At 47.1% G+C, this 24116-nt stretch carries 25 protein-coding genes; 9 read left to right on the top strand and 16 right to left on the bottom strand.

What is annotated here, in order from left to right; genetic code table 11:
• Positions 1-65: 65 nt before the first annotated feature.
• Positions 66-1292: a metallophosphoesterase gene (locus ACO08K_RS08320; RefSeq protein WP_421795931.1), complete on the bottom strand. Its 1227-nt coding sequence runs from the start codon at positions 1290-1292 to the stop codon at positions 66-68.
• A 96-nt stretch (positions 1293-1388) separates the two neighbouring features.
• Here ACO08K_RS08320 and kdsA point away from each other — a divergent pair, with 96 nt between their 5' ends.
• From kdsA to ACO08K_RS08305, 3 genes are all read left to right on the top strand, one after another.
• Positions 1389-2201, top strand: a complete 813-nt coding sequence (gene kdsA, locus ACO08K_RS08315) for a 3-deoxy-8-phosphooctulonate synthase (protein WP_421795930.1) — start codon at positions 1389-1391, stop codon at positions 2199-2201.
• Positions 2202-2207: 6 nt separating this feature from the next.
• A complete protein-coding gene (locus ACO08K_RS08310) occupies positions 2208-2633 on the top strand; it encodes a hypothetical protein (RefSeq protein ID WP_421795929.1) in 426 nt (141 codons plus the stop codon).
• A gap of 93 nt (positions 2634-2726) precedes the next feature.
• Positions 2727-4289 carry an NAD(P)/FAD-dependent oxidoreductase gene (locus tag ACO08K_RS08305; protein ID WP_421795928.1) on the top strand — a complete coding sequence of 521 codons (1563 nt, stop codon included), beginning with the start codon at positions 2727-2729 and terminating at the stop codon, positions 4287-4289.
• Positions 4290-4420: 131 nt separating this feature from the next.
• Here ACO08K_RS08305 and ACO08K_RS08300 read toward each other — a convergent pair whose 3' ends face one another.
• Together ACO08K_RS08300 and ppdK are read right to left on the bottom strand one after the other, a co-directional pair.
• Positions 4421-4831: a hypothetical protein gene (locus ACO08K_RS08300; RefSeq protein ID WP_421795927.1), complete on the bottom strand. Its 411-nt coding sequence runs from the start codon at positions 4829-4831 to the stop codon at positions 4421-4423.
• Between the two features lie 190 nt (positions 4832-5021).
• Positions 5022-7793 (bottom strand): pyruvate, phosphate dikinase, encoded by a 2772-nt coding sequence (gene ppdK / locus ACO08K_RS08295; RefSeq protein WP_421795926.1) that lies wholly within the window; start codon positions 7791-7793, stop codon positions 5022-5024.
• Positions 7794-7936: 143 nt separating this feature from the next.
• Here ppdK and ACO08K_RS08290 point away from each other — a divergent pair, with 143 nt between their 5' ends.
• The 3 genes from ACO08K_RS08290 (at position 7937) to ACO08K_RS08280 (ending at position 9626) form a co-directional block, all read left to right on the top strand.
• Positions 7937-8356 carry a DoxX family protein gene (locus ACO08K_RS08290; protein ID WP_421795925.1) on the top strand — a complete coding sequence of 140 codons (420 nt, stop codon included), beginning with the start codon at positions 7937-7939 and terminating at the stop codon, positions 8354-8356.
• Between the two features lie 134 nt (positions 8357-8490).
• Positions 8491-9258 (top strand): LytR/AlgR family response regulator transcription factor, encoded by a 768-nt coding sequence (locus ACO08K_RS08285; RefSeq protein WP_421795923.1) that lies wholly within the window; start codon positions 8491-8493, stop codon positions 9256-9258.
• A gap of 218 nt (positions 9259-9476) precedes the next feature.
• On the top strand, positions 9477-9626 hold the full coding sequence (locus ACO08K_RS08280) for a hypothetical protein (RefSeq protein ID WP_013766911.1): 150 nt from the start codon (positions 9477-9479) through the stop codon (positions 9624-9626).
• 98 nt (positions 9627-9724) lie between these two features.
• On the opposite strand, the gene ACO08K_RS08275 is transcribed toward ACO08K_RS08280, so the two are convergent.
• Positions 9725-11398 carry an Ig-like domain-containing protein gene (locus tag ACO08K_RS08275; RefSeq protein WP_421795921.1) on the bottom strand — a complete coding sequence of 558 codons (1674 nt, stop codon included), beginning with the start codon at positions 11396-11398 and terminating at the stop codon, positions 9725-9727.
• 318 nt (positions 11399-11716) lie between these two features.
• Here ACO08K_RS08275 and ACO08K_RS08270 point away from each other — a divergent pair, with 318 nt between their 5' ends.
• Positions 11717-12511, top strand: coding sequence for a hypothetical protein (locus ACO08K_RS08270; protein ID WP_421795920.1), 795 nt, complete (start codon positions 11717-11719; stop codon positions 12509-12511).
• Here the strand turns inward: ACO08K_RS08270 and ACO08K_RS08265 are convergent.
• From ACO08K_RS08265 to ACO08K_RS08240, 6 genes are all read right to left on the bottom strand, one after another.
• Positions 12508-13245, bottom strand: a complete 738-nt coding sequence (locus ACO08K_RS08265; RefSeq protein WP_421795919.1) for an NUDIX hydrolase — start codon at positions 13243-13245, stop codon at positions 12508-12510. The genes ACO08K_RS08270 and ACO08K_RS08265 overlap by 4 nt on opposite strands.
• Before the next feature lie 132 nt (positions 13246-13377).
• Positions 13378-14061 carry a response regulator transcription factor gene (locus ACO08K_RS08260; protein WP_421795918.1) on the bottom strand — a complete coding sequence of 228 codons (684 nt, stop codon included), beginning with the start codon at positions 14059-14061 and terminating at the stop codon, positions 13378-13380.
• 88 nt (positions 14062-14149) lie between these two features.
• Complete coding sequence (locus ACO08K_RS08255; RefSeq protein WP_421795917.1) at positions 14150-15157, bottom strand: sensor histidine kinase; 1008 nt, start codon at positions 15155-15157, stop codon at positions 14150-14152.
• Between the two features lie 121 nt (positions 15158-15278).
• Positions 15279-16586 (bottom strand): glutamate-1-semialdehyde 2,1-aminomutase, encoded by a 1308-nt coding sequence (hemL, locus tag ACO08K_RS08250; protein WP_421795916.1) that lies wholly within the window; start codon positions 16584-16586, stop codon positions 15279-15281.
• 220 nt (positions 16587-16806) lie between these two features.
• Positions 16807-17703, bottom strand: coding sequence for an IS630 family transposase (locus ACO08K_RS08245; RefSeq protein ID WP_421798283.1), 897 nt, complete (start codon positions 17701-17703; stop codon positions 16807-16809).
• Positions 17704-17707: 4 nt separating this feature from the next.
• Complete coding sequence (locus ACO08K_RS08240; RefSeq protein ID WP_421795433.1) at positions 17708-18007, bottom strand: hypothetical protein; 300 nt, start codon at positions 18005-18007, stop codon at positions 17708-17710.
• 210 nt (positions 18008-18217) lie between these two features.
• On the opposite strand from ACO08K_RS08240, the gene ACO08K_RS08235 reads away from it, so the two are divergent.
• On the top strand, positions 18218-18823 hold the full coding sequence (locus ACO08K_RS08235; protein WP_421795915.1) for a Tll0287-like domain-containing protein: 606 nt from the start codon (positions 18218-18220) through the stop codon (positions 18821-18823).
• A 13-nt stretch (positions 18824-18836) separates the two neighbouring features.
• Positions 18837-19433, top strand: a complete 597-nt coding sequence (locus ACO08K_RS08230) for a class I SAM-dependent methyltransferase (protein WP_421795914.1) — start codon at positions 18837-18839, stop codon at positions 19431-19433.
• Between the two features lie 32 nt (positions 19434-19465).
• Here the strand turns inward: ACO08K_RS08230 and ACO08K_RS08225 are convergent, their stop codons facing one another.
• From ACO08K_RS08225 to pstA, 6 genes are all read right to left on the bottom strand, one after another.
• Positions 19466-20902: a redoxin domain-containing protein gene (locus ACO08K_RS08225; RefSeq protein WP_421795913.1), complete on the bottom strand. Its 1437-nt coding sequence runs from the start codon at positions 20900-20902 to the stop codon at positions 19466-19468.
• Positions 20902-21510, bottom strand: coding sequence for a hypothetical protein (locus ACO08K_RS08220; RefSeq protein WP_421795912.1), 609 nt, complete (start codon positions 21508-21510; stop codon positions 20902-20904). The genes ACO08K_RS08225 and ACO08K_RS08220 overlap by 1 nt, the downstream gene beginning before the upstream one ends.
• Entirely contained in the window at positions 21494-22042 is a 549-nt protein-coding gene (locus ACO08K_RS08215) for an RNA polymerase sigma factor (protein ID WP_421795911.1), read from the bottom strand. The genes ACO08K_RS08220 and ACO08K_RS08215 overlap by 17 nt, the downstream gene beginning before the upstream one ends.
• A 78-nt stretch (positions 22043-22120) precedes the next feature.
• Positions 22121-22462: a DUF6054 family protein gene (locus tag ACO08K_RS08210; protein ID WP_421795910.1), complete on the bottom strand. Its 342-nt coding sequence runs from the start codon at positions 22460-22462 to the stop codon at positions 22121-22123.
• A gap of 40 nt (positions 22463-22502) precedes the next feature.
• A complete protein-coding gene (gene pstB / locus ACO08K_RS08205; protein ID WP_421795909.1) occupies positions 22503-23258 on the bottom strand; it encodes a phosphate ABC transporter ATP-binding protein PstB in 756 nt (251 codons plus the stop codon).
• Entirely contained in the window at positions 23255-24115 is an 861-nt protein-coding gene (gene pstA / locus ACO08K_RS08200; RefSeq protein WP_421795908.1) for a phosphate ABC transporter permease PstA, read from the bottom strand. The genes pstB and pstA overlap by 4 nt, the downstream gene beginning before the upstream one ends.
• Position 24116: the final 1 nt, after the last annotated feature.

Genomic DNA, 24116 nt, shown 5'->3' with positions numbered 1-24116 from the left:
CCAAATATAAGGCTTTCAGGGTTAGTTGGGTAACCTTAAATAAAATTACAGCCTTGGGGCAAATTTTAAGCGGGTTGTAAATCAATTAGCGTTACCTCAGGCAAAATGCCCACCCGGCCAGGATACCCCAAAAAGCCCAGGCCACGATTGACATACAAGAACTGCTCGCCCTGTTGGTACAGTCCCGCCCATTGTTTGTACATAAATTGGGCAGGGCTCCATTTGATCCAGCCGGGAATTTCTACCCCAAACTGGAACCCATGAGTATGTCCTGAAAAAGTAACATGAATGTCCTTAAATTCGGGGACAATCTGAACATCCCAATGCGAGGGGTCGTGTGAAAGCAGGAGCCGAACATTGGCTCCATCCGATCCCTGGTGTGCATCCGCCAGACGGCCCATTTTGGGAAACTGCGGCAAGGCCGAATAATTCTCAACCCCAATCACTGCTACTTTTTCGTCGTTGATATCAAGGATGCGGTGCTCGTTCATCAACAGATTCCAACCCAATTTTTTGTGGATCCCTTTAAGGTTTTCCAAATTCGCCTCCTTTTCTTCCGCGTTTTTCCAACGGTGGTAGTCGCCGTAATCGTGGTTGCCTAAAACGGAATACACCCCATACTTGGCTTCAATTTTATCAAAAACATCCATATAATCAGCCATCTCATCGGCATGATCGTTGACCAAATCTCCGGTGAAGAAGACCAGATCGGGTTTTTGCGCATTGATGAGGTCGATGGCGTTTTTCACCGGATCTTTAAAGGTGAAACTCCCGGAGTGGATGTCTGAAATTTGCACAATTTTTAGTCCAGCCAGTTTGGGAGACAAACCTTTGATGCCAATGGTTTGCTGGAACAACTTGTAGCGATATGGATTGCGTAGAATGCCGTAAGACAGGGTGAAGAAAGGGATAGCGCCAAAAAACACGCCCATTTTGCTCAAAAACTTGGAGCGGCTGATGTCAAAATTGGGATCCCCGTTCACGCGTTGAGCCACCCACATGGTCAGGCGGCGCAAATCGTCGATGAGCAGCATGGGTACAATCAGGAACTTGGAAATGTAGATGATAAAAACAACCGTCCGGGAGTAGGTCTCCATATTTTTGCTCCAGCCATCCGCCCAACCCCAGTTATGGGCCAGTAGGTAAAAAACGCTGAATGCGGTCAGGCCCCAAAAAAAGCCGTAAGCAATATTTTTTGCCAACATCGACCAGTCTTGCACAATCAGCTTAACCGCTTGAAAACTATAAAAGTCGATGACCAATAAAACAAGGATGAAGATGGTGAATCGCATTTTGATTGGATTGATAAACACTCGTTTAACACTAGAATAGGACAAAGGGATTAATTTTGCGTGTAAATTTGCGTTTTCTTAGACCATAATTCAAATATGCTGGACAAAATACCCAATCTCAAGCATCTCGATAGTGGAAATTTTTTCCTCATCGCGGGCCCTTGTGCCATCGAGGGCGAAGACATCGCCTTTGAAATTGCTGAAAAAGTACACCATTTGTGCACCCAATTTCAAATCCCCTACATTTTTAAAGGCTCTTACCGCAAAGCCAATCGTTCACGCCTGGATTCCTTCACCGGGATTGGCGATGAACAGGCTCTAGAGGTACTAAAAAAAGTAGGCCAGCACTACAACATTCCCACTACTACGGATATTCACACCGATGAAGAAGCGGTCTTGGCTGCACAGTACGTTGATGTGTTGCAAATCCCGGCTTTTTTGTGCCGCCAAACCAGCCTTTTGGTTGCCGCTGCTGATACAGGAAAGGTAGTCAACGTCAAAAAAGGGCAGTTTATGAGCGCCGAAGCCATGAAGTACGCGGTGGATAAAATTCGGCAATCGGGCAACGAAAAAATCATCCTGACTGAGCGCGGGGTGACCTTCGGATACCAGGATTTGGTGATCGATTATCGTGGGCTGCCGGTGATGCAATCTTTTGGGGTGCCTGTCGTTTTGGATTGTACTCACTCACTCCAACAACCCAACCAAGCCAGCGGCGTAACGGGTGGCCGACCCGCCCTCATTGAAACGGTAGCCAAAGCGGCCATTGCTGTTGGGGTAGATGGTTTGTTTCTCGAAACCCATCCACGTCCCGCTGAAGCCAAATCCGATGCGGCAAATATGTTACCTTTGGAACGTTTGGAAGCGATGTTGGAAAAATTGGTGAAAATCCGCAAATCAATACAGTAAGAACTTATGAAAAAATTGCTGCTAGCCTGTTGTCTTTTTGCGTTGCCGCTGCTGATCCATGCCCAGATCAAGCGCACCATTCACGAAGTGATCGAAGTTTCGGATAGCATCCAAACCATCACTTTTGAATTTTATGATTCGCTCAAAGTGCAAACCTGGCCCAGCAATTCGATCATGTTGGAAATTTTTGTGGTACACAAAGAAAACAGCACCGATAGTATCCTAAAGGGTTTGATCGAACAAGGGCGATACCGTTTGGACCCCGTAAAATCGGTAGATCGTTTGCACGTCAAATTTGACTTGCGCAACCGGGGCATTTTAAACACCCTCACCAGTGGCGATATACCCGAAGACATTAGTGTCAATATATTTGTGCCCGAAGATTTTGTTGAGGGCCAAAAAGGGGAATGGATCCGAAAAAAAACACCGTAGGGGCAACCCTACGTGGTTGCCCTTTAAGGATATCGTAGCCCGAATAGGGCAACCACGCAGGGTTGCCCCGACGGTTGCCCCAACCACCATCACATGTTACACGAAATCGACATAAAACTGCTGCCCGCCGAAGCCAAAGACGAAACCGCCATCCGGCGTAAAGCAGCCAGTAAATTACAATTGCGGGAAGATCAAATCCAGGACTTAAGGGTACTGCGCCGCTCGGTGGATGCCCGGAGCAGCCAGCCCATTTTTTTGCTGCGGGTGGCTGTATATGTTGGCGAATCCTACCAGGCTGAACCCGCCATTTTATCCCAACTCAAATCGGTCGCCGATCGTCCCTCTGTGCTCATCGTAGGGGCAGGCCCTGCGGGATATTTTGCGGCGATGGAATTGATTGAACAAGGGTTGAAACCGATCGTGTTGGACCGGGGTACCGATGTGCAGACCCGCCGCCGGGATTTAAGGGCCATCCAGCAATTTGGGCAGGTCAATCCCCACTCCAATTATTGTTTTGGGGAGGGAGGCGCTGGAACTTACTCCGACGGTAAACTCTACACCCGTTCCCACAAACGCGGCACCATCGATAAGGCCATGCAATTGCTGGTTGAACACGGGGCTTCTTCTGAAATCCTGATCGATGCCCACCCGCACATTGGTTCCAATAAACTACCCAACATTGTGGCGAACATCCGGGCTACCATTGAACATTATGGCGGAGAAGTCCATTTCGACAGCTACGTTACCGATTTTATCCTGCACCAGGGGCGGATGCTGGGGGTAGTGGTCAATGAAAACCAGGAACACCGGGGCGAGGCGGTTATTTTGGCCACCGGCCACTCTGCCCGCGACATTTATTACCTCCTCCATCGCCATCAAATTGCCATCGAGGCTAAACCTTTTGCCTTGGGCGTTCGCATCGAACATTCCCAACAGCTCATCGACCGCATCCAATACCACTTACCGGAGCGGGGTGAACATTTGCCAGCAGCCAGTTACAAGCTGGTGACTCAGGTGGCTGGACGTGGTGTATTTTCCTTTTGTATGTGTCCAGGTGGCCTGGTGGTGCCTGCGGCAACCGCGCCTGGGGAAATTGTGGTGAATGGCATGTCCTTATCGCGCCGGGACTCACCCTACGCCAATTCAGGCACCGTTGTGGCCATTGAAGTTGAGGACCTGTTGCCCTTTGCCCAGCACGGCGTTTTTGCTGGCCTGGAATTCCAGCGCAGTGTGGAACAAGCCATGTTCAACTTTGGAGATGGCAGCCAAAAAGCGCCAACCCAACGTTTGACCGATTTTGTCAAAGGAAAAATATCCAGTACCCTACCGGACTCCTCTTACATCCCAGGCTTGGTGCCCGCGCCCTTACACGAATTGCTCCCTGCGGCCATCTATAGCCGGCTGAAACAAGGGGTGGCCGATTTTGGCCGCAAAATGAAGGGCTATTACACCGAAGAAGCCAATGTGATTGGCACCGAAAGCCGTACCAGCTCTCCAATTCGCATTCCGCGCAACGCGGAAACTTATATGCACGATGGGGTGCAGGGCTTGTTTCCTTGCGGCGAAGGCGCAGGTTATGCTGGTGGGATCATTTCAGCGGCGATGGATGGGCAGAATGTGGCGAAGGGAGTGAAGGGGTTTGTGGGAAATAGGTGAGAATCGGGATGAGGCGATCAGGGATATTGGCATCGTAGAAATAGACGAGGTTATCGATTAGGGCAAAGGTCAAAGGTTTCGGGGTAGTCAGCGGTTTGGTAGATCATGCGCATGCTGAAGGCGTCGGCGAGTTAGTCGTCAAAAATAATCTTATTCGGCTTATAGCCATTGTAGTTTTCTCTATAAATAAATTGTATTAAAAATGATTTGTAATTTTTTTGAGGATCTTGCCCCAAATAGACTTTATAAATATTTTTTGGATCAACACTAAATGCTGTATCGATTTCATTGATAGAAACTTTAAGGCTCACTAAATTTTTATTATTGCAAAAATTATTAAATAGAATTCCTCGTGTTTTTGAAAGCCAGAAGTAGTGAGGAGTGATAAACTCTTTCTTGTACATCTCATCTATCCATAGTGTCAATTTTGCCCCCATTTTCAAATTGCCTACTGCAATATTTACAGGATATTGACATCGACTCCTCCGTTCACAATTCAGAAGGAGTAAAACAGTAAAAAAACAACACATAATTTTAAGCATAATCTGTTATTTAGAATACTCAAAATGAAATCAAGCAACTTTACTTTTGTTCTATTCTGGAAGACTTGGACTAGCGGCTAGGAAAAATCACACCTCAAATCTACTAAAAAACCCACCCAAAGGTTCCAAACCTTCGGGTGGGTCAGTCAATCCCCACTGCTAAGCCCATCCGGACTTAAGCATTGCAGGTTTACCCCACAGCTTCCAATTCCGGTTTCTGCTTCAGTTCCACCTTTTTTGGAGCATCCTTAATGGCTGCCTGTGTCGCCGCCAGCCGTGCGATTGGCACCCGGAAAGGAGAGCAACTCACATAATCCAGACCACTCCGGTGGAAGAACTCAACCGAAGCCGGGTCACCGCCGTGTTCGCCACAAACACCCAATTCCAGATCTGGCCGAACCGAACGACCTTTTTGTACGGCCATTTGTACCAGCATGCCTACTCCTTTTTGATCTATAGACTGAAATGGGTCTTTTTCGTAAATACCATTTTTTAGGTAGTGAGGCAGGAATTTGCCTGCGTCGTCACGCGAGAAGCCCAAAGTCAATTGAGTAAGGTCGTTTGTACCGAACGAGAAGTATTCAGCCTGGCTGCCTACGCTATCCGCGATCAGGGCCGCACGAGGGGTTTCGATCATGGTGCCAACCAGGTAGTGGACCCTATCTTTACGCTCTGCAAAAACCATTTCCGCGGTGCGGCGAATGACTGCGGCCTGCGCATTGTATTCTCGTACGGTACCAATCAATGGAACCATAATTTCCGGTTTGACCACAATCCCTTTGGCCTGTATATTGAGTGCGGCTTCGATGATGGCGCGGGTTTGCATTTCCGTAATTTCGGGATAGGTAATCCCTAAACGGCAACCCCGGTGGCCCATCATTGGGTTGAATTCTTCCAATTCTTCTACCCGCATCTTGATTTTGCCCAAAGAAACCCGCATTTCCTGCGCCATCACTTGCTGACTGGCTTCATCATGCGGTACAAACTCGTGCAATGGAGGATCGAGTAGACGGATGGTTACGGGCAGGTCGTGCATTTCGCGGAAAATGCCTTCGAAGTCACTGCGCTGCATCGGCAACAATTTAGCCAGGGCTTTGCGGCGACCAAATTCATCGTCGGCCAGGATCATTTCCCGGACTGCGCGAATACGATCTCCTTCAAAGAACATGTGCTCGGTACGGCAGAGTCCAATACCCGTAGCGCCGAATTCGCGAGCGACCACGGCTTCCTCGGGCGTATCGGCATTGGCCCTTACCTCCATGCGGCGGTATTTATCGGCCAGGGCCATCAGGGTACCAAAGTCGCCACTTAGTTCTGCGTTTTTGGTGGTGATTTGGCCATCGTATACTTCACCAGTAGAGCCATTGAGGGAAATCCAGTCTCCTTGGTGCCAGGTTTGCCCATCAATAGTCATGGTGCGGTTTTTGTAATCCACGTGGATGGCACCAGCCCCAGATACGCAACATTTACCCATTCCACGGGCCACTACCGCGGCGTGAGAGGTCATACCACCACGAGCGGTGAGGATCCCTTTGGCCACACTCATGCCCCGCAGGTCTTCGGGCGAGGTTTCGAGACGCACCAAAATCACGGCGTGACCATGTTTGGCCCATTCTTCGGCATCTTCGGCAAAAAAGACGATTTGCCCGGTGGAAGCGCCAGGTGAGGCAGGGAGGCCACGTGCCAATACCAGTGCATTGCTCATGGCCTCGGAGTCAAAGATGGGGTGCAACAATTCATCCAATCGGTGGGGGTCTACCCGCAGCAAGGCCGTTTTTTCATCAATCATCTCTTGCTCCAGCATCTCCATGGCAATGCGGACCATTGCGGCTCCGGTGCGTTTGCCATTGCGGGTTTGCAACATCCAGAGCTTTCCTTCCTGAATGGTGAATTCTACGTCCTGCATGTCCTTGTAGTGGTTTTCGAGCTTGGTTTCTGCTTCAACCAACTGATGGTATACATCGGGCATAATTTCTTCCAGAGAAGGATAGCTTTTACGCCGTTCTTCTTCGCTGACACAAGCCAGTTGAGCCCAGCGGCGTGAGCCTTCCAGGGTGATTTGTTGAGGGGTACGAATCCCTGCAACGACGTCTTCTCCCTGGGCATTGACCAGGAATTCACCATTAAAAAGGTCTTCGCCAGTGCCCGCGTCGCGGGTGAAAGCTACACCGGTTGCACTGGAATCGCCCAGGTTGCCAAAAACCATGGCCTGTACGTTGACTGCTGTGCCCCAGGATTCGGGAATGTCGTTCAATTCGCGGTAAACCCTGGCCCGGTTGTTGTTCCAACTTTCGAATACAGCGACTACTGCACCCCAGAGTTGTTCCCAGGGATCAGTTGGGAAGTCGCGGCCCAAACGCGCGCGGATCAAGGATTTGAAGCGTTGAACAAGCTCGCGCAAATCATTGGCATCCAAATCCGTATCTAGTGTGACGCCGCGCTCATCTTTGAGCATATCAATGATGACTTCGAAGGGATCGTGGTCTTCTTTGGAGACTGGTTTTAAGCCCATGACCACATCGCCATACATTTGGACAAAGCGACGGTAGGAGTCCCAGGCAAAACGTTCGTTGCCGGTCTTGCGAGCCAGGCCTTCCACGGCGCGGTCGTTGATGCCCAGGTTCAGGATGGTGTCCATCATGCCAGGCATGGAGGCGCGTGCTCCAGAGCGTACGGATAAGAGTAGCGGATCGTCGTCGTTACCAAAAGTTTTTCCCATCTCTCTTTCCAGCAAGGTGACTCCCGCTTCAACCTCAGCTTTGATGAGGTTCAATACGTAATCTTTGCCTTTTTTGGTGTATTCGGTACAGGCTTCGGTCGTAATGGTAAATCCGGGGGGAACCACAATTCCCAAACGGCACATTTCGGCTAGGTTAGCGCCTTTTCCACCGAGTAAATTCTTCATGGAGGCTTCGCCCTCCGTCCTGGAGGCGCTGAAGACGTAGACATACTTCTGTTGCATAGCTTGACAAATGATGTAGTCTGATTAATGATATCGAAGCTCAAGCTATCCTGTTTACAAATCTTAAAAAAGGAGGGATGTCATGCGAAAAATTGAATAAAGTCAGTACATTGTCCAGGCAATTTAATGACCAAATCCTCGACATGAAAGCCATCATGGACCTCATCGGTCGAATGTGTATTTCGCTGATTTTTTTTTATGAAGCCTACGATTCCATTGTGTATGCCAAGGCAACCAAGGAAATGATGACCGATTATGGCTTATTGTGGCGGCAAGATCTGCTCTTTTATGGAGCAGTGGTGGCTTTGGTACTGGGCAGTATTTTAGTGTTGATTGGGTATCGGGCCAGTTTGGGCGCTTTTTTGTTGCTGGCCTATTGGATTCCCGTAACCCTGATTGTACATTCGTTTTGGAATGATGCCCCAGAGTTGCGCCGAATGGAATCTATTCAATTTATGAAAAACATCGCCATTGCCGGGGGCCTGCTTTCAGTGCTGGTCAATGGGAGTGGCAAAATTAGCATCCGGCGCTTGTTTGCTACTTTTCGGGTACGCAATGCCTGAACGCTTGTCTCAAGCCAAGGGATTTATTTTTTTTATATATAAAACCCTTTTCTCTGTTTTTTTGTATCTTTACGAGTACCCGATTTATTTTTAATCGTTCATTCAGGATATTTACTTCTAAAAAAGTGACAAACGTGATTAAGGCAATAATCGTTGAAGACGAGATTAAAGGAAGGAATAATCTCAAGAACTTGCTCAAACAACACTGTGAGCAGGTTGAAATCATTGGGGAAGCCGGAACCAACTCCGAGGCTTTGGTCTTGTTGTCAGATGAGTCAATAGAGCCCGATGTTGCCTTTTTAGACATAAGCCTTCCCGACGGACTGATATTTCAAATGCTCAGTCAGTTGGAAAATTTAGATTTTGAGATTATCTTTGTCACAGCTTACGAAGAGTACGCCATCAAAGCCTGTGAATACAGCTCGATTGGCTACATTCTGAAGCCGATTGACCCCGACGCGCTAAAAGAAGCCGTCAGCCGGATTCGTATCCGGACGAAAAACCAAATGGATAAGCGCCTGGAAATTTTCAGCGCTTACTACAACAACCCCAATGCTTTTTCAAAAATGAGCATATCTGCTGTAGACGGCATCTACTTTGTCAACATTAAAGACATTGTACGCTTCGAAGCAGAAGACAATTATACCCACATCTACCTCAACAGCAGTGAAAGAATCACTGCATCCCGCACAATCAAATCATACGAAGATTTGTTAGCTCCCTTCAATTTTTACAGGGTTCACAAACGCCATGTGATCAATTTGAACTACATGCGCAAGTTTGTGAAAGGAGAAGGAGGCTTCGTGATTATGGATGACAACATCAAGATCGAAGTTTCCCGTCGGCGTCGACCTGCATTTATGGAACAACTCCGCAGATTACAGGAAGGACCGGTGCAGTAGGCACAAAAGTTGAATTTTTTCATTTTTTTTGCCTCAAAAATCTCCTGAAAACTTAGCTTTGGCAGGGTTTGTAGCTTGCATACAAGGTTGCGTCTTGTCGTTGTATGTACAACTTCAGGACAAATTGACGTTTATTACTTGGTACTTTGGGGTAGTGTTCTTAACTTTCGCAATAGGAACCGATTTAAGCAATTTTTTATCCCATAAAACGCACTCATATGGGAAAACCAAAAGATGAAAAAAAGAACCTGGACGACCTGAAAAAAGACCTTAAAACCGTCAAGAAAGAGGATATGAAAAAGATCACTGGCGGTAAAAAGGATGGGAAGAACTGGAACAATGGCTGTGGGGGAATTATCCCGCAATAGCCTGTGTTTCAAATGTCCGAATGCTGTTCTTACCAAAGGAAAAACCTCCTGTAGGCATTTGCCACAGGAGGTTTTTCTATTTTATTGGCTACCGCCCCTTAAAATTTGACAAAGGATGCGCGTTGTCCATCCTGAGTAATGAGCCAATACCGGCCGGTACCAAGGTTTTGCACGTTCAGTTCGCTACGCGTGCTACTTTCTTGCACCATTCGCCCCACAGCATCATAGATGCGGATGCGGGTCGATTCGCTCAAACCCATCAGATAAAGCTTTTCTCGTACCGGGTTGGGGAAAAACTGCAATTCGCGGTAATTGATGTCTCGCATTGCAGTCGTGGTACTTACGGTGAGGTTGATCACCTTACTTTCTTTCACCTCGTCGACATCATCCCAGGTTTTTGCTTTCAATTTGTGCACACCCAGGGGTAGGTTGTTGAGGGTGATGGCATAGGGAGCCTGCCCGTCTTCACCCACTTTTATGTCGTTTAGGTAGAGCTCCACCCTGATGATTTCTCCATCGGGGTCATTTGCATTCAAGCGGACTGTCAGTGGAGTACTCTGTAGAATCGTGGTATCCTTGGTCGGGTTTTGAAAGCTGAGATTGGGCGGTGCATTGACAATGACCGCAACCGGTGAAGAGGTGCTGGATGCCCCAAAATTGTCAAAGGCCTTGGCTGCATAAATGTAGGGTCCAGAGCTTAAATTATTGACGATGAAGGTGAAAGGAGAGTCTAGGTCTTCGCCCAATTTTTCACCATTTTGCCAAAACTCCACTCGACCTACAACACCATCCACATCACTGGTATTTACTTGCAAGGTCAAAACGCTTCCCGGTGTATATTTTGCACCAGTGACAGGGTTGGCAATGCTCACAATAGGTGGTGCATTGACGATAAAACTAAGGGAGCTTGAAGCAGCAATACCCCCCAAGTTATCTGTTGCCCGGGCAAAAAAGCTGTAATTGCCATAAGTGTTGGCACTGTACTCGTATTCATAAGGCGCAATACTGTCCTCCGCTACTTTGGCATTGTTCAGGTAGAATTCCACCTTTTTTACAGTTCCATCGGGATCTGTGGCGCTTACCTCAAAATTCAAGGTAGAAAACTGAGGGTAAATATTACCATTGCGGGCTCCTCCGATTTGAACCACGGGCACTGCATTTACCAATACTGCTGCAGGTGTAGAGACTCCTGAGCCTCCTCTCGAATCAAAGGCTTGAACGGCAAAAAAATAAGGACCTGGAGTCAAGTTGCTCAAAGACAAAGAATAAGGCGCGATCGAGTCTTCGCCTACCTTGATCCCATTCTGTAAAAAGGCTACTTTGCGGACGGCATCGTCGGTATCGCCTACTCTGGCTAGTAAAATCAGGTTGCCGGTACCATGAAAAATACTGTTGTTGGCGGGAGAGCTCAAAAAAGCAAAGGGCTGAGCATTAACGGTAACCGAGACGGCACTCGAGATTTTGGAAGCTCCTTTGTTGTCGATGGCTTTGGCGGTAAAGCTGTAAACACCCGGAGGTGTAAACCCTAGCTGATAATCAAAGGGCGCATCACTCGCCTCTCCGATTAGTTGCCCATCCTGGTAAAACTCCACTTTGTCGATGCTACCATCTGGATCACTGGCATTGGCGGTTAAGCTGATGGTTTGACCCTGTTGAAAGATGGTGCCGTTGGCAGGAGCGGCTAGGTTTACACTTGGCGCTAGGTTTTGGGCATGACATAAATAGACGCATAATAGTGCTGGGAACAGTGCACTAAAGTTCTTGATGTGCATAAAATTTGTTTTTGGTTTGAGGTCAGGGAATAAAAGCTCCTGCCTCTTTGTCATAAATCTATGACGCAATTTACAACAGAAAATTATAACCTTAAATAGCTGAATATTTTGTATAAGAGAAAGTATAAAATTATAATTGATAAGTACAAGACTACTAAGGGAAGAGAGAAAATATTGAGAAAAAAAGAATGTGTTTAGGTCAAATGCGAAGTGTGCCCTATATTTGCAAGCAGCAAAAAGGGTTTTGTATCCGTTTTCAGGATACTGACTTTGTAAAGACCAATGTGCTTGCTTGCGGACAACCCAAAATGACTAATTATGCTCGCTTATTTATCAAAAATGGTACCTATGTTGTGCCTCTTGCTGGTGATGCAAGCGTGCAATACCGACAAAACCGAAACCCCGGTTTTGGATACTGAAATTGAGAAGGAATACGAATTAGATTTATGGGAAAACCTGAGTAACCAAACCCGCGCCTTCCAGATCCGCGCCAACACCATCAAAAGTCAGGATTGCCTGAATTACTTCATCGAGAGTTCAATCACCCGTAAAGGGAACAACATAGAAATCAACTTAGGCAAACCTCAGATTCCCAGTGTTTGTGAACGCGGCATTGGTACCGCAAAATCCAGCCTGGATTTAGGTGCTATTTCAAATGGGGTGTATCCCTGTACCATTAAACTTGGGCAAATTGTACCCAGTACCGGACGTTTAGTGGTCAGTAATGGCAGCTTTTTTTTGTCCATGCCCACGCCCATTGGTTTTAGGGTCCTTCACAATACCCTACTGCGCATTCCCGACAATACCATTTGGGGGTACATCGGTTATGATGCAGTTGCTCAACCAGCAGTGGTGCAGTTTTTTAATGACCTGGCAAACATTAGCCAAACCAACGACTTGCCTAAAGGATATTACGGCTATTTTAATTTATTGGAAAATGGTTCCATTGAGTTGGGCAATGCCCAAGGTTCTACCGACCGACCCATTCAACCCATCGTACGTCGATTTACAGCCAACGAAAATGACCTGGAAAAACTGATCCAAACGTATCGCGATAAATATGGGCAGTCTATTTTGATTCGCTTGCGGAATACGGCGGGTAAGGAGTATTAATTGCTTAGCTCGGCGGTTTTCATTTTTTTGGTAGGCGTTTCCTTCAACTCAAAATTGAAGCCCTGTTCCACCAACTTATTGTAGCGCTTACGGTCGAATTTGTACAGTTTGGCGGGGCGGTGGGCAACACCTTCCTGCGTCTCATCACAGTCCACCAACAAATTCATCGACAGGATCTTTTTGCGAAAGTTACGTTTGTCCAGTGGGCAACGCAGGATGGCTTCATAAAGGTGTTGCAACTCGGTCAAGGTAAATTTAGGGGGCAATAATTCAAAACCAACCGGTCGGGTTTTGACCAACCATTTTAAGCGTTGCAAGCATGATCCCAGGATAGCGTCGTGGTCAAAAGCAAGGTGTTGCAGCCCATTTACCGTATGCCACTGCGCTTGTAAGGCAATGGAGGAGGGTTGAATGGTATAATTGTCGATTTTGATCAATGAAAAGTAAGAAATGGTAATGACGCGCCCAAAAGCGTGGCGATTGACCGAGCCAAAGGTGTGTACTTGCTCCAGGTACACGTTGGTGAGCCCCGTCAATTCTGACAAAACCCGTTTTGCAGCAGCATCGAGGTCCTCATCGGTTTTTACAAAATAGCCTGGCAAGGCCCATTCTCCGATGTGTGGTTCCTCTCCCCGTTTGATTAGCAAAACCTTTAAATCACCTTCGTCAAAACCAAAAATAACGTTGTCTACTGTGAAGGCCGATTTGAAGTAATTGTCAAAATTTGTCCCCATTTCTTTGGTGAAATTGTTGCAGTACAGTTTGGCCAAACAAATTATAAAACCTCCACAGGAAAACCAAATAAAGAGAGGGTAATTAGTGTGAAAAATGCACTAACTAATTGCATACGTTTTTTTAGCCCTTGCTCAGGTTGCAAATTTGTAACCAACCCCACGAATGGAATGAAAATGGCGGGGGTTTTTGGAGTCACCTTCAAAGTTGCGCCGAAATTTAAGGATAAAGTTATCGATGGTCCGGGTGCTGGGATAAACGTCGTAACCCCATACCGATTGAAGAATTTGCTGACGGGAAACCACCTCATTGCGGCGATCAATCAACAACTTTAAAAGCATGGCTTCCTTTTTGGTCAAAACAAAACGGCCCAGAATGCCATCGGCTTCAAAGGTTATAAAATTGATGCGATTGGATCCAAATTCAAAAATTTCGGGAGTGTTTTCTGGCGATTTACTGGTCCGTTTGATCAGGTTATTGATGCGCAGCAGCAATTCTTCCAGTACAAAGGGTTTGGTCAGGTAATCGTCGGCGCCTTTTTTTAAACCAGAAATGCGGTCACCTACTGCATCCTTAGCTGTGAGGAAGATGACTGGAACCTCCATGTCGGTAAGCCGAATTTGTTCGCAAATTTGGAAACCGTCAATTTCGGGCAGCATCACATCCAGAATGATGAGATCAAAATGCTGTTCTTGAAAATAACGGATGGCATCTTTGCCATTGCCAGTCGCCACTACCTCGAAGTTTTCCAACTCAAGGTTCAGTTTGACTACCTCGCGGATGTTTTCTTCGTCTTCAACAAGGAGGATACGCATCATGGTGTAAAAGTTTAAGCTAAGAATTGAAAATGGCTGCCCAAGACTACAAAAAATCCCGGGATATATAGATTTTTTATTACTGTTAATTTCAACCTGTGGGCAAGAGTATTTCAAAAACGCTACCTCTGGGCAGGTTATCGTGAACACTGATTCGCCCGGAATGTGCGCGAATAATTTGATCAACGATGTACAAGCCCAGGCCAGTACCCTTGGCGGTACGGGTGTCTTCGTTGCCCACCCGATAAAATTTCTGGAAAATCTGTTTCTTTTCCTTTTCGGGAATGCCCACGCCCTGGTCTTTTATTTCAAGTTTGATTTGTCCATCTTCTTGCATGCTCAAGTGAGCTTCGATATTGGCCTTGCCTCCATTGCCTGAGTACTTTACGGCATTTTCCAAGAGGTTGAGCGCTACTGAAATCATTCCCATTTTGTCTCCCTGGAAATAAGGCATTTCTCCCTCCTGTTTAAATGTGAAGGAAGCATCGGGGTATTTGTCACTTAGTTTGCTGATGATTTCTTCCAACAACTCATGTAAATCGAGAGGCTCTTTGTTCGCTTGATAAGTTGATTCCAATTTTGCAGAAAACAGTAGGTTGTTGACCAAAGTATTGAGGCGTTCGGTTTCCTTGAGGGCATTGCCTTGCAATTGGGTCGTTTTTTCCCGGGGCAATTCCCGCTTCAACAGGGTTTCCAGCACCAAACGGATCGAAGCAATGGGTGATTTCAGCTCGTGGGTGATGGACAACAAAAAATTCCGACTTTGCTGGGAAGCAATCATTTCTTTGTTGTAGCCCCGATTGATCAGGTAGACCCCAAATACCAGACTGATCACAAACACCACCGCCTCACCCACGATCATCCACTCCTGTCGGGTATAGTGTTTGGACAAACTTTCATATTGAGCACTGGCTACAAACTGAGCATCGTTTTTGATGACTCCTTCCGCAATCATGCCGATCTTCATCAATTGGCTTTTGGCTTCAAAAGCATCGCGGTTTTTGGTAAACAGCAATACCGTCCACCAGGTGAAGGCCATCATCATGTAGGCGATCACCAGGTAAGAGAGGAAACGGAGGCGGATGTTTTGTTTTTCCATGTATTTACAGTTGAGAAGTTAAGAAGTTGAGAGGTTGAGGAGTTGAGGCTCCGCGAGCGACTTAAGCATGTTCTTGTCCAAGTCGCTCGCGGTAGCCTCAACTCCTCAATTCCTCAACTTCTCAACCAAAAACGATATCCAAAGCAGCCTTGAACTGCTCTGCTGCCTCAGCCAGGTCCGCATCGGTATGGGCCGAGGACACGAAGCCTACTTCATAACCCGAAGGCCCCATATACACTCCCCGTTTGAGCAATTCCAGGTGCAATACTTTGAAATGACTCATGCTGGCTGGATCAATTTGTTCGGCGGCAATGATGCGTTCAGTGGCAAAAGCTACCCAAAAAATGGATCCAATGTGTGGGAAAGTAACCGGATATCCCTTGCTGTTGGCATAATCCTGGATGGATCCGACAAACGCAGCGGTTTTAGCAGCTAGTGTTTCGTAAAAGCCGGGCTCCAACAATTGCTTTAAGGCGGCATAACCTGCGGCCATAGCCACTGGATTCCCGGATAAGGTTCCGGCCTGGTACACGGGTCCATCTGGCGCGATATTGCTCATGAGTTCAGCACTGGCACCATAGGCACCAACGGGCATTCCTCCACCAATAATTTTACCAAAAGTAAGGATGTCGGGTTGGATGCCGTAATAGCCAGCGGCCCCTTCAAATCCTACCCGGAAACCAGAGATGACTTCGTCAAAAATCAGCAGCACATTGTGCTTATAGGCCTTTAAACGTAGACATTCCAAAAAAGAAGGGTCTTGCAGCAATAGGCCATTGTTCGCGGGGATAGGCTCCACAATGATACAAGCTATATTGTGCCCTTCTAGTTGGAGGGTTTCTTCCAGTTTTTCCCGGTCGTTGAGTGGCAACACGATGGTTTCCTGCGCAAAAGCCTCGGGGATACCCGCTGAGGTGCTTTCTCCAAAGGTGATCAAACCCGAGCCTGCCTTCACCAGCAAAGAATCAACGTGCCCGTGGTAACAGCCTTCAAATTTGATGACCTTGCTCTTCCCTGTAACGCCACGGGCCAGGCGCAAAGCGGACATTACCGCCTCGGTGCCTGAACTGACAAAACGCAATTTTTCGATGTAGCGATGATTGTCGACAATCAAGCGCCCCAGTTCAATCTCCAGTCGGGTAGGGGCCCCAAAGGAAGTGCCCTCGGCCACTGCCGCATAAATGTGCTCGCGGATTTGAGCATTGTTATGCCCCAGAATCAGTGGCCCCCAGGAGCAACAAAAATCGATGTATTGCTGGTCATCTTCATCCCAGATGTGACAACCATCTCCTTTTTTGATAAAAATGGGGGTACCAAAAACCGACTTGAAGGCCCGTACTGGCGAATTGACGCCACCCGGGAATAATTTTTTAGCCTCAGTAAAAAGTGCTGCCGAAACAGTACGCTTGTGATCGAGGAGAGTTTCCATTCTTTATTTTTATTAACTTGCTACAAATGTAACAAAAGCGGACGCAAATGTTCAAACACCTGCACAGCTGTGACGGAGAAATGAAAATGGGTTAGTGTGTGAAATGTGATGTTGTGGGTGTTGGGGCAGCCCTATGTGGCTGCCCTGTGCTGAAAGTGTGGGTGAGTTGGCCTTCCATTCTCGCGATTACCCCGCCAACCCACGGCTTATGAAGTTTTCTTTAAAAAGCGTTCTTTGACATATTGGAACTAACATCAGCGAAAGGGCGATAAAAAGGCGACTGTAAAGCCCTTAGGCCCACATATTGAAGCAAAGGCTGGTTTTGATGACCAGGTTGTGCAAACCATTGTTCGACTTTAATTTTCAATGCATCCCATTGATCGACCAGGCGATGATTGTGCAAAAGATCTTGCTTGAGCCATCGCCACATTTTTTCAATGGGATTGAGCCAAGAAGCATAAGTGGGCAAAAACAACAATTGAACGGGTAAATTTTTACCCTTGAACTTTGCTTTAGGCTTGAGATGTTGCCATGATTTGGGTAAAATTATGGGGAATGGAGATTGCTGAGGAGCTAAAGCAGCAAGGACGTCGGGGTGAAAATGAACCGGCCAATTATCCAGGATGACCCAAATGGTTTTTTGAGGATGCTTCAGGGTGAGTTCCTCAAAAAATTGAATGATGGTGGGTACCTTGATTTTATGACGAATCAAATAGTGGGTTTGGCCCGTTAGTCCATTTAAAGCGCCACAGATTCTGAACGTTTTATTGGAATAATGACCTAATCTACACAAGGGTTGCTTTTGCGAAGCTGGACTCCAGTCATAGCCAATCGTGGGCTGGAGATATACGGTGAGCTGATCCAAGAAATAAATTTCCTGCTCTCCAGGATTATGGCTTCGGATTTGCTGTAGCAGGTACTCTACTTTGGCCTGATAAGCTGGATCAGGGCTATGTACATATTGGCGTGCTCGTAAATGGCGAACCCCAATTTTTTTGAGTACTTGCCACACTCCACCCAGGGAGTAGTCCTTAAATGCCTCGATCTTTTCCCTCAATGCCTTTAGCGTCCACCGACTTTGATCTAAACCAAAGTTAGTTGGACTTTGACCTACCACCAACTCAACCTGGGTTTGTAGTTGTGGGGGGCTTAGAGGGGGAAAACCCAGGCTTACGACCGCGGCCTGCCTTTTGTTCTAAGCCTTTGATGCCTCCTGCTTTGTAGCGAACCACCCAGTCATAGACCGTGTTCTTGCGCCGACGTCGCAGTAAGCCTTTGTTTGCAACTTCGTTGCCAAAGGAACCAGACGCAATTTGTAAAATGGCACTCGCTCGCTCTCGAAGATAGGGCTTGGGTGAACGTTTCAAGAGGCCTTCCAAGGCTTCTTTTTCCCCTTCGCTCAAGGTTAGATAGATTCTCATCTCTCCTCTTTTTGATGCTAAGTTACCAATATTTCAAAGATCGTTTTTTACGAAAAACTTCATTATCCGTGGGAGGCTACCCAAGGTCTCAACCCACGAATTTATTCGTGGGAAAAACCCGTGGGATACCATCTGTGGAGTCCCACGTGATCCACATCACCAAAAACAAACCCCCAAAACGCAATCTTTGGCACAATAAATAAATCCCTCATGGCAACATCTCGCACAACTAAATTTTGGACCTTCGCAAGCAGCACCTTCCTACTCTTGCTCAGCACCTGCACAACCACCCAAACAACCTCTGAGCTCAGTGAAAAAGAACAAAAAGACTACCTCCAAAAGGGACAAACCCTGGCTCAACAATCCTTCGCTGCCCTCAGCAGCCGATTGATGAGTGCCATTGAAGCCGGTGGTGTTCCCCATGCGATTGAATATTGCCACGCGGCTGCGCTTCCACTCGTAGACAGCCTTTCCAAGGTTTACCAGGCCAACATCCGTCGAACCAGCCTCAAAGTGCGTAACCCCAAGGACACCCCCCAAGATTGGGAAAAAACCATTTTGCAAAGTTTTCAGCAGGAATTAGCCGCAGGAAAACGCCCAACTCCGGTGGTAAAAGCGCTGGACAAAAAGCACATTGCCTTTGCTACACCTATATATATGGCGCAACCCTGCCTGAAATGCCATGGCAAATTGGGAGAAACGATCACTGAACAGCACTACAGCACCATAAAAAAACGATACCCAGCGGACCAGGCGATTGGCTATGTAGAAGGCGACTTGCGTGGAATGTGGAGCATTACTTTTTTCAGAAAATAAAAGTCATCAGGATATGAAATCATTTTGGGACGAGCGGTATGCAGCTTCGGAATACGTTTACGGTGAAACGCCCAACACTTTTTTTAAAGCACAATTGGAAAAACTCAAACCTGGTCGTTTGCTGTTGCCCTGCGAAGGGGAAGGCCGGAATGCGGTCTATGCAGCCCAAATGGGTTGGGAAGTAGAGGCTTTTGACCAAAGTGAGATGGGGCGAGACAAAGCATTGCGCTTGGCCGAGCGAAAGGGAGTCCATTTTAATTACCAAATTTGTGATTGGAGTGATGCCATTTACCCGGAAGCATCCTTCGACGCCATTGCACTCATCTTCGCCCACCTTCCTGCGGCTATACGTGCTACCGCCCACCAACAATTGATTCCTTACCTCAAACCTGCAGGAACGCTCATCTTAGAGGGATTTAACCCCCGTCAACTGCAATACCAAACGGGTGGCCCAAAAGACCCAAGCATGTTGTTCACGGAGGCCATCCTGCGGCAGGATTTTGCTGAACTGGAACTGTTGGAGTTGTACGAGACTGAGGAGGAATTGGATGAGGGGCCTTACCACAGCGGCAGGGCAGCAGTGATAAGGCTGGTGGGGCGGAAGGGGTGACACATTGACTCTCCCTTGTCATTGATTATCCCTTACTCAGTCTTGCTTTGCGCTTTTTTATTCATTTCAATAATCTTGTCCATCACCAGTTCTAATTGGTCTGCTGGAACCTGCTTGGACAAAATTTCTTTCTTTTGGTCCAAAATGTAGACCTGTGGGGTGGTTTCGAGGTTGTACAAGCCAAAGTATTTGCCACTTGGATCAGTGGCATTAAACCACTCAGGCATCTGGTTTTCTTGCAGGTATTTGGCGCAGTTTGGCTGTTCCAGGGTCGGGTTTACACAAATGGCCACCAAGGTGATGCCCTGTGCGGCGTATTTTTCATAAAATTTCTTCACCGCTGGCAGAGACTCGGTGCAATGGCTACAATCGTAACGCCAAAAGAAAAGTACGGTGTAAGGAGACTGGATTTGATGCAACTGAGTGCGCTGCCCCTTGCATTCAAGGCTGATGTCTGGTGCGATTTTGCCAATCAGTAAGGGTTTTAGCTTTTTTGCATTGATGCTCAATTTTGCGAGTTGATCCGCAGATGCCCAGGGAGCTTTTCCCGTATTGTAATATTTTTCAACCAAATGGACGTAAACAGCATCCATTCCTACAAAATTTGAAGCAGCAAAACTGTTGAGGAAGTGGATGAGGTAAAATTGAAAAGTTTCGGGAGCTTGGCCCATTTGGTGTAGGACAGTATCGATTGCCCGGCAGATGGAATCGGGATGCTGCGGCGTCAATGTGCGGATGAAGTAGTCGACTTTTTCAAAGAGAAAGGGCGTTCGCAGTAGGTTAGAGTCACCCAGGGGCAAGTAATCAAAGTAATGCTGACGGGTCCACATCCAAAGTTGGTGCGACTTTTCGAGACTATCCAATTTGGCAAAGGATTCAAGTGGAGGTGTTGGATGCAAATTCGCGCCGATGATGGTAGCGGCATAAGTGCCTTTATTTTTTTGCACCCATTTTTTTTGAGCCTGCGCTACGTTTGTATTTAACTGCTGCCGCTTTAGTTCGGCCTGAGTTAGGGACGTTTTTTTTGTTTTCGACTGTTTGATGATTTCAGAGATCGCTTCTGCTTTCGCTTGCTGTTTTCGCAGGTAACGGAGATAGGCATAAAAACGCCCATTTTCTTGACTTCCTTCAATTTTGACAACTTCATTCAATTTTTCTTGGGTTGTTTGAATCGAAAAAAATTGCTCTTGGGGCGTAATCAGGATTTGGAAAAAATCATTTTTGGGAGGTAAGGCAACAAAATAAATTCCGGTTTCCAGGGGCTGAGCACCACTAAACACAAAAGTATTGGGAGCAATGGCATCGGCGGTATCCAGAACGTATTGTTTGTCGCCTAGGTAGTAGCCAAGGTAAAGCTTCGGGCCTGAAAACCCGACAATGGTCACTTCAATGCGGTAAGCAGGGGTCATAGCTCCGCCCTCTGTATGCAGCATGAGCAACATACAAGTCCAAAAAATTAATGCTTTCATTAGTTTGTTGTCTTTAGTTTGATGACATGATGAGGGAAATTGGTGGAATCCATAGTGGGGCGAAGCAAGTCAAAAGATTGCTCCTTAACCCATTGGGCATCGATACTTGCACCGTCTTGGTTCGCATCGGTATAAATTCCTTGATCCCATAAAAAAGCGAAAATTATCGTGTTGGAATCGGGGGTTGAAATCGCGGGAAGCCCCGGTTCAAATGCATTGATGACCAAGGACTCCTCAATGCATTTGATTGTAATTGGGTTTTGCTTGTTCAACTGTTTTTCCAGTTTATGTTTCAGGGCAGGTTCAATTGCGATAAAATGAACCCGGCCTTTTGCATCTGCAATGGGCTGCCGATCAAGTTGCCTTTTCTCAGGGCTGCTATTTTTAGCGTTTTTGGGTGAAGTTTGATCAGTAGGAAATCCTGTAAAAAGCAATATCAGCACCACCATCAAGCAAACCAACGGGCGAACCGAACCTCGGGGTGGATTCATTCTTTCATTGACCTTCTCCCACATCCTTTCTTCCTCCCAGGCTGGATAAAGATTACCAGCCTCTGAGGCTTCTAGCCGCTTTGCGAGCGGTTCTGAAAACTCATTTTTGGAAATCATGCCAGTATAATTTTTTGATTTTGCATTGTAAAAGAGCCTTGGCTTTGCTGAGTTGTGATTTGGAAGTCCCTTCTGAAATCTCCAACAACTTCGCAATTTCTGGGTGGCTGTATCCCTCAATTACGGCCAGATTGAATACAGTGCGGTATCCAGGCGGCAAGGCTGCAATGAGCTTGAGTATTTCAGCCGCACTCAAGTCGTCCAACTGCTCTTCCATACCCGTAGAGTATTGAGGCAATTCACTTAACTCCGCCCAAGTCCATTTGTAACGCTCGCGCAAAATGCCCAAAGCTTCATTGACTACAATGCGACGGAGCCAGGCTTCCAGCTTGGCAACGGAATCGAACTTGCATTTGGCCATTTCTTGAAAAGCCTTGGCAAATCCCTGGGCTACTGCATCTTCAGCCGCCATACGTTCTTGTAAGTAACGCCAGGCCACTTTGAACAAAACCCCGCCATAGGCCGCAAAGACCTTACGTTGGGCCGAAGTTTCACCGCGTTGGCATTGTTCAATGATGATCTGGGTAATCAAGTGGTGGTTTTACAGGGATAATGGGATTTGGAGGCAAAGGGTTGCCTGGGGAGGAAAAAATGATTTCTTTTCTTATCCCTATTTGTTTTCTCCGAGTTCAAATGCCCAATTCATGTTTTGGCAACATTCACGCATCGCATCGATAGCTGAATTAATGAATTCTGATTCTGAGAAATAGTTGATGTTGAATATCCCTGATCCACCTGCGCCGCCAATTGCATCAACCAGAATGGTCGATCCTTCTTTTTTAGCGACGACCATATTGAGCTGGCTGGAATTGTTGAAAATATAATATTCTTCAGCTGCTAAAATGTACATGTCGGTACTGTGGTTCTCATATTGAAAACTGAGGTGCTGCTTGAGTTGAACAATGAATTCATCAAGCAGCGGGGTTCCGATTTTTACTGTTGCGATTTCCATGGATGAAGTTTGGGGCTAATATACCAAACAGTGAATGGAATCACCCAAAATTCCCACTCAAATAATTCGCCGTCAACTCCACCTTCGGATCCCTAAACAACTCCTCCGTCGGCGCATATTCAATCACTTCTCCGAAGTACATAAACGCAGTCAAATCCGCCACCCTTTGCGCCTGTTGCATATTGTGAGTCACGATGACAATGGTGTACTCTTTTTTTAATTCCAGCATTAAGCCCTCAATTTTAGCCGTACTGATTGGATCCAGCGCAGAACAAGGTTCGTCCATAAGCAGTACTTCGGGCTCGACAGCTACCGCGCGGGCAATACACAAGCGTTGCTGTTGGCCGCCAGAGAGGGAGAGTGCCGATTTGTCCAAATCATCCTTTACTTCTTCCCAAAGGTAGCTACTCCGCAAGGTGCGCTCTAGGATGGTATGTAATTTTTTTTTATCGTTTTCACCAGCTAGCTTTAGTCCATAGGCAATGTTGTCAAAAATGGATTTGGGGAAAGGGTTCGGCTTTTGAAACACCATGCCGATTTTACGCCGAACAGCCACCACGTCTTTGCCTGGAGCATAAATGTCGTCGTCATCCAACAAGATTTGTCCTTTTACCTTTGTCTCAGGATTCAGATCATGCATACGGTTCATGGCGCGCAACAGGGTCGACTTGCCACAACCCGAAGGCCCAATCAAGGCTACGATGTTGTTTTCAGGTACATCTAGGTTGATCCCCTTCAACACTTCTTTGGCACCATAGTGCAAATGCAAGTTGCGCACTGCCAATTTCGTTTTCATATCCGGGCTTTATTGAAATTTCGGTAACGGTACCGAATGATAAAGGCAATGATGTTCAGCACAAAAACCAAACTCAGCAGTACCAGCGCGGTACCGTAGGCCAGGGGGCGTACTTCCTCAATGGCGTGGTGCTGAGTGGACAAAATGTACAAGTGATAAGGCATGGCCATAAAGGAATCGTAGACGCTGGCCGGCAGGTAGCGCAGGTAAAAAGCCACACCAGTAAACAGAATTGGAGCCGTTTCCCCCGCCGCTCTGGACAAACCCAGAATCGACCCCGTGACAATACCCGACACCGCACTGGGCAACACATTGGTCCAGATGGCCTCCCATTTGGTCGCCCCCAAGGCCAGTGCACCCTCGCGGTAGGAATGAGGTACATTTTTGAGCGCCTCTTCCGTAGTCGTAATGATGTAAGGCAAGGTGAGCAAACCCAGGGTGAGCCCCGACGACAACACCGAAGACCCCAATCCTAAACCTTGCACAAACACGGCCACCCCAAACAAGCCATAAATGATCGATGGCACCCCCGCCAGGTTGCGGATCGAAGCTCGGATCAATTGATTGGCCCAATTGTTGCTGGCATATTCGCTCAAATAAATGGCTGTAGCAATGCCCATCGGCAAGGCAAAAATGGTGGTGACCATCGTGACAAAGATGGTACCCATAATGGTGGGGAAAATTCCTCCTAAGGTCATGCCCTTGCGCGGATAATCAAAGAGGAAGTCAGCATCAATTGCCCCTCCACCTTTGGAAAATACCTCCCAGAGGATGATGCCCAAAAACAACAAAACCAGGCCCACAAACAAACGGAGGATATTTAGCCCCAAAAACTGTTGCAAAGCTTGTTGTTTCATA

The sequence above is a fragment of the Haliscomenobacter sp. genome, assembly GCF_965225875.1.
Taxonomy (GTDB): domain Bacteria; phylum Bacteroidota; class Bacteroidia; order Chitinophagales; family Saprospiraceae; genus Haliscomenobacter.
This window is presented reverse-complemented; position numbering and strand designations above follow the sequence as displayed.